General features: G+C 51.6%; 14 protein-coding genes. 5 read left to right on the top strand and 9 right to left on the bottom strand.

All coding sequences use genetic code 11. The features are described 5' to 3' along the window. The first annotated feature begins 193 nt into the window (after window positions 1–193). On the top strand, window positions 194–1189 hold the full coding sequence (lipA, locus tag REIFOR_RS02740; protein WP_100256102.1) for a lipoyl synthase: 996 nt from the start codon (window positions 194–196) through the stop codon (window positions 1187–1189). Between the two features lie 69 nt (window positions 1190–1258). Here the strand turns inward: lipA and REIFOR_RS02735 are convergent, their stop codons facing one another. The 3 genes from REIFOR_RS02735 to ligA form a co-directional block, all read right to left on the bottom strand. Next, window positions 1259–2269 (bottom strand): amidohydrolase family protein, encoded by a 1011-nt coding sequence (locus tag REIFOR_RS02735; protein ID WP_100256101.1) that lies wholly within the window; start codon window positions 2267–2269, stop codon window positions 1259–1261. Between the two features lie 117 nt (window positions 2270–2386). Continuing rightward, the gene (locus REIFOR_RS02730) at window positions 2387–3223 is read right to left on the bottom strand and encodes a class III extradiol dioxygenase subunit beta (RefSeq protein WP_100256100.1); all 837 of its coding nucleotides are present in this window, start codon (window positions 3221–3223) and stop codon (window positions 2387–2389) included. Continuing rightward, a complete protein-coding gene (gene ligA, locus REIFOR_RS02725) occupies window positions 3216–3605 on the bottom strand; it encodes a protocatechuate 4,5-dioxygenase subunit alpha (protein ID WP_193437319.1) in 390 nt (129 codons plus the stop codon). The genes REIFOR_RS02730 and ligA overlap by 8 nt, the downstream gene beginning before the upstream one ends. 154 nt (window positions 3606–3759) lie before the next feature. On the opposite strand from ligA, the gene REIFOR_RS02720 reads away from it, so the two are divergent. The 4 genes from REIFOR_RS02720 to REIFOR_RS02705 all read left to right on the top strand — a co-directional run bounded on the left by REIFOR_RS02720 (window position 3760) and on the right by REIFOR_RS02705 (window position 6743). Continuing rightward, on the top strand, window positions 3760–4722 hold the full coding sequence (locus REIFOR_RS02720; protein WP_100256098.1) for a LysR family transcriptional regulator: 963 nt from the start codon (window positions 3760–3762) through the stop codon (window positions 4720–4722). Between the two features lie 185 nt (window positions 4723–4907). Continuing rightward, a complete protein-coding gene (locus REIFOR_RS02715) occupies window positions 4908–5405 on the top strand; it encodes a TspO/MBR family protein (protein WP_100256097.1) in 498 nt (165 codons plus the stop codon). Between the two features lie 109 nt (window positions 5406–5514). Then, window positions 5515–5979, top strand: a complete 465-nt coding sequence (locus REIFOR_RS02710; protein ID WP_100256096.1) for a nuclear transport factor 2 family protein — start codon at window positions 5515–5517, stop codon at window positions 5977–5979. Beyond that, window positions 5976–6743, top strand: a complete 768-nt coding sequence (locus REIFOR_RS02705) for an alpha/beta fold hydrolase (RefSeq protein WP_100256095.1) — start codon at window positions 5976–5978, stop codon at window positions 6741–6743. Before REIFOR_RS02710 ends, REIFOR_RS02705 begins: the two co-directional genes overlap by 4 nt. 178 nt (window positions 6744–6921) lie before the next feature. On the opposite strand, the gene rho is transcribed toward REIFOR_RS02705, so the two are convergent. The 6 genes from rho to REIFOR_RS02665 all read right to left on the bottom strand — a co-directional run bounded on the left by rho (window position 6922) and on the right by REIFOR_RS02665 (window position 12936). Continuing rightward, a complete protein-coding gene (gene rho / locus REIFOR_RS02700) occupies window positions 6922–7884 on the bottom strand; it encodes a transcription termination factor Rho (protein ID WP_100256094.1) in 963 nt (320 codons plus the stop codon). Between the two features lie 743 nt (window positions 7885–8627). Continuing rightward, window positions 8628–8966: a hypothetical protein gene (locus REIFOR_RS02690; RefSeq protein ID WP_100256092.1), complete on the bottom strand. Its 339-nt coding sequence runs from the start codon at window positions 8964–8966 to the stop codon at window positions 8628–8630. An 841-nt stretch (window positions 8967–9807) separates the two neighbouring features. Next, window positions 9808–10533, bottom strand: coding sequence for an amino acid ABC transporter ATP-binding protein (locus REIFOR_RS02680; RefSeq protein ID WP_100256090.1), 726 nt, complete (start codon window positions 10531–10533; stop codon window positions 9808–9810). Next, complete coding sequence (locus tag REIFOR_RS02675; protein ID WP_100256089.1) at window positions 10530–11183, bottom strand: amino acid ABC transporter permease; 654 nt, start codon at window positions 11181–11183, stop codon at window positions 10530–10532. Before REIFOR_RS02675 ends, REIFOR_RS02680 begins: the two co-directional genes overlap by 4 nt. Beyond that, entirely contained in the window at window positions 11183–11848 is a 666-nt protein-coding gene (locus tag REIFOR_RS02670; RefSeq protein ID WP_100256088.1) for an amino acid ABC transporter permease, read from the bottom strand. Before REIFOR_RS02670 ends, REIFOR_RS02675 begins: the two co-directional genes overlap by 1 nt. Window positions 11849–12078: 230 nt before the next feature. Beyond that, the gene (locus REIFOR_RS02665) at window positions 12079–12936 is read right to left on the bottom strand and encodes a transporter substrate-binding domain-containing protein (protein ID WP_227003742.1); all 858 of its coding nucleotides are present in this window, start codon (window positions 12934–12936) and stop codon (window positions 12079–12081) included. Window positions 12937–13297: the final 361 nt, after the last annotated feature.

The following is a 13297-nucleotide window of genomic DNA, read 5'->3' as shown; positions in this document are numbered from 1 at the left end:
GGGTGGAATTCGAATACACCTAAACTAAGCGCTCAGCGACCATGGCGGCGGCGCTCCACCCCGCCCAGGGCCCATGTTCCGGGTGAACTTTGTCAAGCTTGCCAAAATTTGCCCAAGAAAAATGCAATACCGGGCCCGAGTGTTTATCATAGTGGCCATATCTCAACCAAGGGCCGCGGTGCGGAACGCTACTATGTCTGACAACAAGCTTATACCTGCCATCAACATCCCCAGTGGCGCTAAATTCGTCAATGCCAAGGGCATTACCGCCATCAAAGATGGCATTAAGGCCACGCCCAAGCAGGCCGAGCGCTTGCCGAAGCCCTCGTGGTTGCGGGTCAAGTTGCAGGGCGGTGCGGCCTTTGAGCGTACCAAGACTATTGTGCACGAACACAAGCTGGCCACCGTGTGCGAAGAGGCCAAGTGCCCCAATATGGGTGAGTGCTGGAGCTCCGGTACCGCGACCATCATGCTGATGGGCGATATCTGTACCCGTGCCTGCCGTTTCTGTGCGGTGAACACCGGCAACCCCAAGGGTTGGCTGGACGCCGATGAGGCGGAAAACACCGCCCGCTCGGTTCAGTTGATGAAGTTGAAGTATATAGTGCTGACCTCGGTCAACCGGGACGATCTGCCCGATGGCGGTGCCGGTCACTATGCGGCCTGTGTCCAAAAGGTCAAGGAACTCAATCCGGATGTCGCCGTTGAGGCGCTCACGCCCGATTTTCTCGGCGTCTTGGCCGATATTGAAACGGTGGTCGATTCCGGCGTAGTGGTCTTTGCCCAGAATATTGAGACGGTACGCCGCTTAACCCATCCGGTGCGCGACCCACGCGCGTCCTATGATCAGACCCTGACCGTGCTCGCCCATGCCAAGGCCTACCGGCCAGACGTGCTGACCAAAACCAGTGTCATGCTCGGTTTGGGTGAGACGGAGGCGGAGATTCGCGAAACTCTGACCGACTTGCGCGCCGCTAATGTCGATATTGTGACCTTTGGTCAGTATCTGCAGCCCACGGTGAACCATTACCCGATAGACCGCTATGTCACGCCGGCCGAGTTCGAGGAGTATCGTCAATGGGGTCTGGATATGGGCTTCTTGGAAGTGGTGTCGGGCGTACTGGTACGTTCCAGCTATCGTGCCGAGCAGGTGTTGGCGAAGAATAACGTCGGGCTGGCCACTAGCTAGCAGCCGGACATTACTCAATATATAGACCGGCGCTCGGGTATCCGCAGCGCCGGTTTTTTTATGCCCCGATCAGGCCTGCAGACGCGGGAAGACGGTGCGGATATTGTCTTCGAAGATGGCCTGCTTTTGCGCTGCCGAGAGCTTCTTATTGCCATCGATATAACGTTTGGTGTCATCAAAGTAATGCCCGGTGGTCGGGTCGATGCTGCGCACTGCGCCGATCATTTCCGAGGCGAAGAGGATGTTTTTGGTTGGAATTACATCCAGTAACAGGTCGATGCCTTCCTGATGGTACACACAGGTGTCGAAGTAGATATTGTTGAGCACTCGCTCAGCCAAATCCCCCAAGCCCTGATCCTGCGCGATACCGCGGAACCGGCCCCAATGGTAGGGCACTGCGCCACCGCCGTGCGGAATAATAAACTTCAGCTGGGGAAAGTCTTTGAACAGATCCGACATCATCAGTTGCACAAAGGCGGTGGTATCGGCACCCAGGTAATAGGAGGTGGTGGTGTGCAGGCTGGGGTGACAGGCGCCCGATACGTGGATCATGGCGGGGATATCCAGTTCAGACATCTTCTCGTAGATCGGGTACCAGAAACGGTCGTGCAGCGGCTTGTCTTTCCAGAAACCACCGGACGGGTCCGGGTTCAGGTTACAGCCGATAAAGCCCATCTCATTGACGGTACGCTCCAGCTCGCGAACCACGGCCTTAGGCGCAACATTCGGGCTCTGGGGCAGCTGGGCGACCGGTGCGAAGTTGCTCGGGAACAGATCGCAGACGCGACGAATCAGGTCATTGCTGTGTTCGGTCCAGGCCACGCTGGTGCTTTCATTGCCCAGGTCGTGACCCATCCAGCTGGCGCGGGGCGAGAAGATGGTCAGGTCGGTGCCGCGTTCTTGCTGCAGCTTCAATTGGTTATTTTCAATGGTCGCGCGGATCTGCTCATCGCTGATCGCCAATGTGCCCTTTTGGGCTAGGTGATCGGCGTTCTGCTTGAGGTCGGCTTTCTGCTGGTCGCGATAGTGACCCAACTCGTCCGGTGCGGTGGTGTAGTGGCCGTGGCAATCGATAATCATAATGCTCTCCAGTGCGTTCACCCGTCGGCTGTCTGCGCAATCGGGTTGAACGCCACACTTATTAGTGGGTAAGGGATACGCGGCCCTGCTCGAGGCAGTGGGGCCGCGCGCTCCGGTTCAATCTTCCAGTATGATCAGTCCCGCGCCGGTGTTTGAGGCCGGCACATGGTAGAAGGAATAGATTTCCTTTGCATCCAGGCTCATGGTGCCGCGCATAATCAGCCACATCACCAGTTCAATGCCCTCGGTACCGGCTTCGCGCATTAGCTCGACATGGCTCAGGGTCTTCAGCTGCTCCGGGTCGCTGGTGAGCATGCGCAGGAAGTTCTGATCGTAGTCGGCGTTGACCAGTCCGGCGCGTTCGCCCTGCAACTGATGCGACATGCCGCCGGTGCCGAAAATCGCCACCTTGGTATCGGGGCCATAGGCCTCGACTGCGGCGCGGATTTCCCGACCCAGATCGTAACAGCGTTTCGCGGTCGGCGCCGGATACTGGATTACATTAACGCACAGCGGCACGATCTTGCACGGCCATTGCTCGGGCTCACCGAACATAATGGACAGCGGCACGGTACAGCCGTGGTCGATATCCATCTCATTGGCGATGGTCATATCAAATTCATTGAGGATCAGATGTTCGGCCAGGTGCCAGGCAAAATCCGGATCGCCTTCGGCGGACGGTACCTTACGCGGGCCATAGCCTTCATCGGCCGGCTTAAACTCCGGCGCGACGCCGATTATAAAGGTCGGAATCAGTTTGAGGCTAAAGGCCGAGGCGTGATCGTTAAAGACCACGATCACCACATCGGGCTTGTTGTCCTGGATCCAATCCCGTGCCGGCTGATAGCCATCGAACAAGGGCTTCCAGTAGGCATCCTGGGTCTTGCCGTTATCAATCGCCGCGCCAATGGCCGGCACATGGGATGTGCCCACACCACAAATCAGTTTAGCCACGGGCCTGCTCCTTCTTACTGCGGTTGCCTTCGACCGAACGGCCGCCAGCGATCATCATCTCGCGAAAACTGTCTTCGGTGACGCCAGACATGGCCGCGCCAACGTATTGCATCGAGCGACCATCGAAGATCGCCAACTTAAAGGTGTAATAGATATTACCGCCCAGTTGCAGCATACCGAGCCAGTCGCGCTCTAACACCGCGGTGCGTTGGGCTGGGGTCACCGGATACTGTGCCAGGTAGGCGCCTTCATCGGCACGGAAGGCCTCGCGATTGGCGGCCTCGTTTAATGACAGGCAAAACATATTGAGCTGGTAACCCAAACGGCAATGACGGCCGTCCATTACATAGGTACCGGGTATGTCTTCGTAATCTTTCGGCATGTGTGTCTCCATGGCGGTGGTATTCGGGCGGGGTCTATCGCTCTTGTGACTTACAGTGTTGTATTTTTTTTTGGATAGAGCCCCAGAATGGATGACAAGCAGCATAGTTAAAGGCAGAATCTGGAACAAGTTAAGTGTTTAGGACGAATCGTTCATGCAGTGGAACATAGCCGATCTACCCATCTTTGTCGCCGTGGTTGAGCACGGCGGCATCTCAGCCGCCGCGCGCGCGCTGCGCATGCCCAAGTCGAGCGTCAGTCGGTTTATTCATCGGTTGGAAGAGGAGCTGCAGGTTCGACTCTTCGAACGCAACTCACGCCAGATGCGCATGACCCAGGAAGGCGAGATCTTCCACAAGCATTGCCAGCTGATTATGGAGCAGATTCAATCGGCCGATGCCCATATGAATGGTCTAACCAAAGAACCGAGCGGCGAGCTCATGGTGTCCTTGCCGATGGCCTTCAGTCGCCTAGTGGTGGCCGGCCATCTGCACCGCTTCCACAGCCGCTATCCGGGTATCACCGTGCGCGTGAGCATCAGCCCGGTAGCGGTGGATCTGATTGGTGACAATATCGATGTGGCGGTGCAGGTCGGCGACCTGCCCGACTCGGATCTGATTGGCGTGCCCTTAGTCGAGTCGCCGCTGCTCTGGGTCGCCACCCCAGCGGTGGCGCGCAATCTGAGTCAGCTTGATGACTTGGACCGATTGGTGAGTCAGGTGAAAATTTGCGAGCAACGTTACAATCGCACACCCTTAAAGGTGCGTATTCGCGGTGACCTACACAGCCTGACCCTAAATGCCGCGCTCGAGACCACCGACCCTATCATGGTGCGCGACACCGTGCTCAACGGCTTTGGCATTGCCCTCTTGCCGGCGCTCTATTGCTACGGTGAAATCCAGGCTGGGTCTCTGGTCCAGGTGGCCCCCGAGGTGCTCTTGCAGACCACCGCCAAGGCGTCGGCGGTGTACACCAGCAAGCGCATGCTCAATGCCCGTACTCGTCTGTTTATCGACTTTTTGCGAGAACTCTGCACCAACAATACCCCCGCCAGCTACTCCCGGGCCACGCCGAGCCTAAGCGCGCAGGAGCCTGAGGGAGCGTTACCGCCCTTTTAACCATTGCTCCGTTTCTACCTCAGGCTAGCTGGCTCTGCGGGTCAGCTTTTTTGGTTTGGCTAGGGCGTACCAGAGACTTCTCGACAAAATTTCGTTGGCGCGCAATCTAGTCCATAGCGCTCATTCCAAGCCCGGCGTACCATACCCCCAGCAGTAAACCAAGCGTCTACATAGAGGGAATCTAAATGACTACACAATCAAAATACCGACCCATCCTGGCCTTAGTGGGCTGGTTGGTTCTATGCTACCTGGCCTCGGGCATTGGCGCCGCGGCCGCGGTGCAAGCGAGTGACTTTTATGGCGAGCTGATCCAACCGGCCTGGGCGCCGGCGGCCTGGTTATTCGGACCGGTCTGGACCTTGCTCTATACCTTTATGGGCATTGCCGCCTGGCTGGTTTGGCGCGTGGGTGGGCTGCAAAATAATCGTCCTGCGTTCGCAGTCTTTCTGGTCCAACTGATCATTAATGCCCTGTGGAGCTGGCTGTTTTTCGCCTGGTATCTGGGTGCGCTGGCGTTCGTCGATATAGTCCTATTGTTGGTGCTGATTGCCGTCAACATCGTGCTGTTTTGGCGCGTCTCAGCCTGGGCCGGTCTGCTCTTGGTGCCCTACTTCCTCTGGGTGAGCTTTGCCAGCGCGTTAAATTTTGCCATGTGGCAGTTGAATCCGCTGATCTTGGGTTAAGGTGCCGGGTTGGGCCGCAGCAGGATACAAACTGGAACGGTGTGTTCCACCGGCCCGTAACGCGTTGATAACCGTATGCTAGGGGCTGATAAAAAAATGAGAGAGCCCTATGCAAAACATCGCCGAAGCAGAATTCTGGCACCAGCACGGTGCCATCAGCCAGCTGATTATTGAAGCCAGCCATCTGGTCGATCAACGCGATTTTACTGCCTTTGCGGCCCTATTTACCGCGGATGGCGCCCTGTACCGCCCGACCACCCCGGAGCCCTTGGTGGGGCCGGCGGCTATCGCCCTATCCTATAGCGCCACACCGGCAACGCGGATTAATCGCCATCTAATCTCTAATCTTCGTATCGCCTGCCAGTCCGCCACCGAAGCCACCAGCAGCGCTTACGTCACCCTCTATTCGAGTGACGCAGCCGAGTCGGCTGACCCCATCTTTGGTGCTACGGTACAGCGCTGCCTGATCGGCGCCTTTCACGACCGACTGATTTGGCAAGATGGTCGTTGGTGGTTGCAGGAGCGCCGAGCCGCCTTTGCACTCAATGCCACGCCACAAGGGCTAGTACGATGAGCCGGGTCGAACGTTCTGAACAGCTCTCTAACGAGGCCAATCTGCACGACCGGGCGGACACTGTTCTGCTACTACCGGGCTTGCTCTGTGATGGCACCGTCTGGCAAGACCAGATACCCGCCCTGGCTGAACGCGGTATTCAATGCATTGTGGCGCACTATGAGGCATCGGATTCGATCGCTAAGATGGCCCATATGGCGCTGGCCCAGGTAACCGGCCCGTTCGCCCTGGCCGGCCATTCGATGGGCGGCCGTGTAGCGCTCGAACTAGTCCGCCAAGCACCGCAGCGGGTTAGCCGACTGGCGCTGCTCGATACCGGTTACCAGGGCCTCGCGGCCGGCGCTCCGGGCGAGAAGGAAGTGGCCGGGCGCATGCGCCTGCTGAACATCGCCCGCCAGCACGGTATGCGTGTGATGGGCCTGGACTGGTTGCAAGGCATGGTCCACCCAGAGCGACTGGACGATACCCGCCTGTGCAATGCCATCTTAGATATGATTGAAGGTTTTTCGGTTGAACGCTTTGAAGCCCAATTGACTGCGCTGATCACACGGCCCGACGCCACGCCGGTGCTCGCGGCCTTAGCCTGCCCCACCCTGTTCGCCTCGGGTCGACAAGACAGCTGGAGCCCATTGGCGCGGCATCAGGCAATGGCCGATCTGGTATCGGGTAGCCGATTGGTAGCCATTGAACAGTCTGGCCATATGACGACGATGGAGCAGCCCAACGCGGTCAGTCGGATCCTACTGGATTGGCTGGCGGGATGATTCCGCTTCTCGTTACGCCGCTTGGGACACCTAGGCTCTGTAAGGTGAATAGCCCAAGCGGGTAACCGGTATTCTGCATGTTACTGCAGACGACGCTGGGAGCTTGGGTATACAAAACCTGAATAACGAACCGCAGTACTCAGTCACCCGTGCGAAGCAATGCCTATTGCCTTATTTTTTAAGATTGCTCGCTCTGAACAGCTTTTAATAGATCAGCATTGGTTGGGTGCATCTGCAGCAAGTCTACCAGTTTGCTGGCGCTCTCTTCCGGCTTAAGATTGCTCAGAGACCGGCGTAACATTCGCACGTTGCCGATATCGCTCGCCTTGATCAGCAGTTCCTCGCGCCGCGTGCTACTTTTCGCTATATCCAGCGCGGGGAAGATCCGCAGACTGGCAACATCCCGCGAGAGCACAATTTCCATATTGCCCGTGCCTTTAAACTCCTCGAAGATGACCTGATCCATCTGGCTACCGGTATCAACCAGTATGGTGGCGAGTATGGTAAGCGAGCCGCCGTTCTCAATATTTCGTGCTGCACCGAACATCTTGCGCGGTATTTCCATCGCGTTAGCGTCCAGGCCGCCTGACATGGTCCGGCCGCTGCTCTTACGTTTGGCATTGTGGACCCGTGCCAAACGAGTGAGCGAGTCGATAACAATCATCACATTATGACCTTCACCCGCTTCGCGGATGGCAATATTAAGCAGGTCATTGGCCACGCGGGCGTGTTGATCGTAGCTATCGTCCGAGGATGAAGCATGGACCTCTGCCGGCACACTGCGCTTGAAATCTGTTACTTCTTCCGGGCGCTCGTCGATGAGCAATGCATAGAGCTTTATCTCCGGATAAGCGTTCCCGACCGCCTGGCAAATATGCTTTAGCATGGTGGTTTTACCACAGCCCGGCGAGGCAACAACTAAACCGCGCTGGCCCATACCGATGGGCGAGATGAGGTCTATTGCTCTAGCGGTGAACTCCGCAGAGCCTGCTTCTAAGCGAATACATTCGGAAGGATGGATGGCAACGCCGTTCAAAAAGCGTTTTTTGGGGTCGTCATGGGAGACCTCATTGGCTAGCGCATCGTCTGGTTTAGGCTCGGTCTTTCGTTTAACTTTAAAACGTAATGTTTCTCGCGTCATAGTATCGATTTTCAGCTCTAGAAAATTAAGTAATGTCGATTCCGCTTACAGCAATCAAGCGAAGCGAAACCAGTGGTCTGGGTTGACTGAAGTGCAGTCTATGGCGGTCAAATTGACGGCCTTATTGAAGCGGGGGGAGAATAGTTAGATTCTAACACAGAAATAGGCTGATCGCCTTATACCGTGCCATGACGATGTTCAAGCAACATCGGCGCCTCGACTATAGCGACTATTGGCAGAGGTGTAATCCATTTTCGTGATGTTGTGCTAGGGTAAGAGGCCTTTGGGTGACTGAGCGCTGGCTAAATCGACAATCTACGAGTCGCCGGCCGAGTTCCTCCGTAAAGGTCATATCGTGGTGCAAAAAACATAGCGCTTATAGAAGTATTCGCTATCGCTCTACAGGTTCTGTCGATTGACTGGCTTCAGAGTTATTATGTATGGCTTTCTCTAACTCAGAAATCAGCTGATTCTTGGTTACACCAAATAATTCACCGGCTATAAGGGTGCCACCGACGAGCGGAGCGCCCAAGAGAAGACTCTCATAGGGAATAGTAATTCCGAATATGATCAGACCCAGTTCGGCGATGAATATTGCCAGAACTAAAACCACTAAATTCTGCTTAATTTTTTTTGATGCTTTGCTTTTAACAGCAGCTGCCTACTGATCTAGAAGCGGCAAATAAACTGTATAAACCAAACCCAGCCTGAGGCGGTCACGCCTGGATCGATACCCTAAAAAACTATATCCAAAACTGCCATGATTTCGCCTGCATTTTCCGTTCTCGCTGTTTTCGCTGATAGCGTTCAATATTCTCATTAACCCTACTGGCCACTTGCGCTTCCTTTACTCTGGCATCAATTAACGCTTTTTCATACATAGCGAGTTGCTGATTATAATCCTTAAACCAATATTCTGTTGCCACAGCAAGAATAAAAATCGATACGATAGGATTTAGATAGTTTAGTTCCAGTCCAATTATTATGGGTACCGGGACGCAGGCTGAAATCACTATTATGCACTGGTCTCGATGATAGTTTTTAGGTTTAGCAGGCCTAGCACTCATGATGTTTGGGCGCATGGAATGCCATTGACTTTAAATGGTAAAATCACCATATTTTAGTTACCCTAATAAATTACCATATAAACAATTCGATAAATCCGATCAGGCAAAAAAATAATATAATATATCGTAGGGCTGCCACTGATCTTCTTAGAGTAGCATTCGGCATAAGCTCCCAGACTATCTTATGAGATAGCAACATAAAGACAGGAATAGAAAGCATTACCAGCTGATTTATCTCTATGGCTCTATCTTCACAGAAATTACCATATGTTTTCAGGACATAAAACAACAAAACCCCCAGCCAAAATCCGAATGAAAATTTGGATGACCCGATCGGATAGCCCTTTAATATGTCCATTTGCATCATTCCTTTGATTTATCCGGCGCCATCAACTGAGCGCACTGACTCTGATGTGAAGCCCGTTACTAATAACCTTATACAGTTGACGTCCACAGGTGGGTAGTGGGGTTTAGAGGCAGAGTGGATTATTAACGAGGGGTCTGCTATAAGACTATAAGACTATAAGACGATTAGACGATTAGACGATTAGACGTAACTAATAGATTGCCAGGTAGATTGGCAGATAGATTGGCAGATAGATTGGCAGGTAGATTGGTTGTAGTTTACCGAACAGGGCCCGACATAGCTCTTTTTGGCGGCGCTTCCTGAGGTGAAGCATCTAAATACAAAATTAAGGCTAACCGATACAGCCCATGCGCTGCCAATTCCACTTTATTAATTTTATTTTGATATTTTGACGGCCTTCGGTGGGGGAGTTTTTTTGCAAGGTGTAATTTACTTCACCCAGCTAACAAAAATTCGGGCCAGGTGGCGCTGACCCGAATTGCCACTCTATTAACTCAAAACCTTACTCAAGAATTTTTGAGTCGTTTCTTTTTGCGGGTTTGAGATCACTTGATCCGGCGGTCCCATTTCTTCGATCACGCCGTGTTGAAAGTAGGCAACCGTGTCGGACACATCACGGGCGAATGCGATCTCATGGGTGACACAAATCATGGTCATGCCATCTTCACGCAGAATTCGCAATGTGTCTAACACCTCGCCGACCAGCTCCGGGTCTAGCGCTGATGTAATTTCATCGAAGAGCATATAGTTTGGCTTCATGGCCAGGGCGCGTGCAATGGCCAACCGCTGCTGTTGACCGCCCGACAATTTGGTTGGGTAGACGTCAAACTTGTCACCTAAGCCAACGTGAATGAGTTCTTTTTCAGCTATTGCCATAGCTTCGTCTTTACTCATTTTCTTTACAACCCTAGGCGCAAGAGCGGCATTTTCAAGCACGGTTAAATGCGGAAATGAATTCCATTGCTGAAATACCATGCCCAGCCTCTGTCGAAGCTGATCTTGATTGGTATCGGGATGGTGCACATCAATATCATCAACAATGATTTTGCCCTTTTGAATCTTCTCAATGGCATTAATGCAGTAGAGCAAGGTCGACTTACCACTGCCGGAACTGCCAATGATACTCAGCACTTCGCCTTTTTTGACATCCAGATCAATGCCCTTAAGGACCTCCAAATCACCGAATGATTTATGAACGTTCTGGATATTAATCATAATGCCATTTTCCTTTCAATCTTCTTACCGTAAAACGATAGAGGGTAAGAAATAACAAAATAAAAGAGACCCACACCGAGTAGAATTTCCAACGGTTGTTGTGTACGTGATATGAGCTGGTCGGATGTGCGCAGCAATTCCATATAACCAATAACAGACACCAATGCCGAATCTTTGATGACACTGAGCGCCACGCCCAACCACGACGGGAAGACGGTGCGTATGCCAATGGGGAAACTCACATAAAAGACTGTTTGCCAATAGGTCATGCCTAATGATCGGCCCGCCGTCTTCATCGAAGCAGGTACGCTGTCGAAGCCACCGCGAAATACTTCACTCATAAACGCCATGGTGTAGAGCGATAGAATAATGGAGCCGGTAATAAATGGATTCATTGGATGGCCCATCACCCCGACAAAGGTTGAAAACAAAACAAGTTGTATAATTAATGGGACACTGCGCAGGATATCCAACAGTGCGCCCAACAGGGTATTGGTCACTTTACTGCTTTCAGAGCGAATAAAACCGATCACTATGCCCAGCAAGGTACCAATAACAATCGCCACCACGGAAATTATGATGGTGTTCCAGATACCGATGAGTATGAAGCCAGTATCGTTCCAGGATAAAGGTGTAAATAATGACCCCATTAGATTTCTCCCCGAAACAGCTTTCTGGCCGCTAGCGATGCCGCCAGCAACACTAATTTGGTAATGACGTAGTACATGCAAGCTGCAACCATGAAAAACTCAAGGGTACGGAAAGAAAGCGATTGTAGGCGCTGTGTTTCACCCGAAAGCTCACCCATGCCCACTAATATGCCCAACGAACTCATAAGAATAGACCACACAAATTGGTTGGTCATTGGGTGATAAATTCGCCTGAACATTTGTGGCAATAGGATGTAGCGATAAATTTGGAAACCGGTCATACCCAATGATTTTGAGGCGCTGTATTGGGTTTTGGGAATGGAGTCAAACCCCCCTCGAAATGTTTCAACCAAATAACCGGCATTGATAAATATCAGTGCCGACAATACTGCGGTATAGGGGCTTAGATGAATACCGAAAGCGCCTAAACCAAAATAGGCCATGTAAATTTGAAACAAAGCGGGCGTATTACGGGCAACTTCAACCCAGGCCACGGCCACGTATGAAAAAGGCTTGATATTGTTCATTTTGACAATTGCCAACAACACCGCAAACACGATACCGATCAGCATCGATAGTACGGACACATGCAAGGTAACAAAAGCGCCGCTTAACATCTCGGGCAATTTTTGCAGCACGGTATTCCAATGAAATTCATAATCCATAGTTGAAAACTCTATCTAATTACCGGAGTGCTATTGGTTGACTGTTCACGTTACGTCGCCAGCATATTATTGACGATTCTTAATATGGCGTTGTATCGAACTATACGGTGCTTTACTAGCATATGGGCAGGGTTTGTTAATGCGAACCTCTGCATACACAGAGGTTCGTTTGAGCTAACTGCGTATTAGGTTAACCATATAAAAAATATGGCCAGCAGTTTTTTAAGTTTTTACTTGTTGTCACGTAGCGACTGAATAAGATCGGCAGGCGCGTCAGAGCCAAAATGCTGGTTGTAATGCTCATTCAATTTGCCATCACGGATCTGATGAACCAGGAATAAGTTTAGGTAGTTGATCCAAGCCAATTCACTGCGCTTGGCAATCAGGCCAACAACATCGTCATAGTTTGGCACGAATGGGCCCGCAGCATAGTCTTTAAACTCGGCAGTCTGCAGTTTTGTCGCAATGTTGGTATTAGTACTGATGATTGCGTCAACTTTACCCTGATATAAACCTAAGAAAGCATCGTTTTCAGATTTAAAGGCGGTGTAGTTGCTGTCACCCCAACCTTGTGCTTTGGCATAGGCTAAGTATTCAGTCTCATAAGTAGTTCCGAGTGCAGCACCGACCTTGACGTCTTTGAGGTCATCAAAAGAGTTTATGTTGGAGCCAGACTTAGAGAATACTTGGAATTTGAACACGAAGTAAGGGCTGCTGAAACCTACGGATTTAGCTCGCTCTAAGGTATCAGATGTGGAACCCACAACAACATCGGTCTTACCTGAAATTAGGGAAGGAATTCGATCGCCCCAAGTCAGGTTAAGTACGTTGGATTTAACACCTAAGGCTGCTGCTAAATCATTACAGTAATCAACGTCGAAACCGGCTGCGTTATTATCTTGGTCGAAGTAACCCATCGGAGGGAAATCCAGAACAACACCACAGTTTAGTGTTCCACGCTTAATTACCGTATCCAGCTGGTCGGCATGGACGGTTGTTAACATTAAGGACGCTGCGCCAACGATGACGGCAACGGATTTAAGCATCTTTGCGCTCTTGAATGTGGCGAAGTCTTTTGTTTTGATCATTGATTAATCTCCAAATATTTTTGTAGTTTTGATTATTGTTATGAGTTAAATCCGAATCATCCTTTTTGCTCGGTGACTTGAAAAAAGCCTACCCATTAGCAGGTGAACGATTCCAATGACTTGAATTAGTATTCACCTACGTAAGTTACCATCAATACAATTCGCTCCTTGAGTCAATAATGGTTCACAATCAAGAGGACATGGCACTGATTTTAACATTTATACAGATAAAAGGACTTATTTAGGGCAAATAAACCGGGAATAATGCTGTTAATTGCCTGATTTCTTCTTCGAAGTGGTTTTTACATCTGCTGGTGTCACAAAAACATGCACAACGAGTGTTCATTTTCACACTGCAGCT

Origin of the sequence: Reinekea forsetii, from assembly GCF_002795845.1 — a bacterium.
GTDB lineage: Bacteria > Pseudomonadota > Gammaproteobacteria > Pseudomonadales > Natronospirillaceae > Reinekea > Reinekea forsetii.
This window is presented reverse-complemented; position numbering and strand designations above follow the sequence as displayed.

Bases quoted from the DNA above. Each gene is read 5' to 3' on its own strand.
- REIFOR_RS02715 (WP_100256097.1), top strand. From the start codon at position 4,908: ATGACTACACAATCAAAATACCGACCCATCCTGGCCTTAGTGGGCTGG.
- REIFOR_RS02735 (WP_100256101.1), bottom strand. From the start codon at position 2,269: ATGATTATCGATTGCCACGGCCACTACACCACCGCACCGGACGAGTTG.
- lipA (WP_100256102.1), top strand. From the start codon at position 194: ATGTCTGACAACAAGCTTATACCTGCCATCAACATCCCCAGTGGCGCT.
- REIFOR_RS02680 (WP_100256090.1), bottom strand. From the start codon at position 10,533: ATGATTAATATCCAGAACGTTCATAAATCATTCGGTGATTTGGAGGTC.
- REIFOR_RS02675 (WP_100256089.1), bottom strand. From the start codon at position 11,183: ATGGGGTCATTATTTACACCTTTATCCTGGAACGATACTGGCTTCATA.
- REIFOR_RS02665 (WP_227003742.1), bottom strand. From the start codon at position 12,936: ATGATCAAAACAAAAGACTTCGCCACATTCAAGAGCGCAAAGATGCTT.
- REIFOR_RS02670 (WP_100256088.1), bottom strand. From the start codon at position 11,848: ATGGATTATGAATTTCATTGGAATACCGTGCTGCAAAAATTGCCCGAG.
- REIFOR_RS02710 (WP_100256096.1), top strand. From the start codon at position 5,515: ATGCAAAACATCGCCGAAGCAGAATTCTGGCACCAGCACGGTGCCATC.
- REIFOR_RS02690 (WP_100256092.1), bottom strand. From the start codon at position 8,966: ATGCGCCCAAACATCATGAGTGCTAGGCCTGCTAAACCTAAAAACTAT.
- REIFOR_RS02705 (WP_100256095.1), top strand. From the start codon at position 5,976: ATGAGCCGGGTCGAACGTTCTGAACAGCTCTCTAACGAGGCCAATCTG.
- rho (WP_100256094.1), bottom strand. From the start codon at position 7,884: ATGACGCGAGAAACATTACGTTTTAAAGTTAAACGAAAGACCGAGCCT.
- ligA (WP_193437319.1), bottom strand. From the start codon at position 3,605: ATGCCGAAAGATTACGAAGACATACCCGGTACCTATGTAATGGACGGC.
- REIFOR_RS02720 (WP_100256098.1), top strand. From the start codon at position 3,760: ATGCAGTGGAACATAGCCGATCTACCCATCTTTGTCGCCGTGGTTGAG.